Below are 447 nucleotides of genomic sequence, written 5' to 3' on the forward strand. Positions count from 1 at the left end.
TGAGTCCGGCCGAGATCCGGAGTCTGCTCAAGGGGGCCGACGGCCTTCAGTGGATTCGCGGGCGCTGGATCGAGGTGGACACGAAGAGGCTGGGCCGCCTGCTTCAGCGCTTTGAAGGTCTGGAAAACGCCGCGCAGGCGGGACTGCCGCTGAACGATGCGCTGCGTCTTCTGGCGGGCGTCTCCGGTGATGAAGATGACGCGTTCGGCGAGCGCGACTGGTCGCAGGTCGTGGCTGGCGACTGGCTCTCACAGATGCTGCAGCAGTTGCGCCAGCCGGAAGGGCTGGCGCAGGTCGATCCGGGTCCCGATCTGAAAGCGCAGCTTCGACCGTACCAGCAGGCCGGTGTGCGCTGGCTCTACCTGCTCAGCCAGCTCGGGCTCGGAGCGTGTCTTGCCGACGATATGGGTCTCGGAAAGACGATGCAGGTCCTCTCCCTGCTACTGA

General features: G+C 65.5%; 1 protein-coding gene. It reads left to right on the top strand.

Annotated features, from left to right (window positions below; translation table 11 throughout):
• Positions 1-447 (top strand): SNF2-related protein (locus AB4Y44_RS42455; RefSeq protein WP_368702823.1); only part of this gene is annotated, 447 nt, incomplete at both ends.

It is taken from the genome of Paraburkholderia sp. BR10937 (genome assembly GCF_040965695.1).
Classification (GTDB): domain Bacteria; phylum Pseudomonadota; class Gammaproteobacteria; order Burkholderiales; family Burkholderiaceae; genus Paraburkholderia.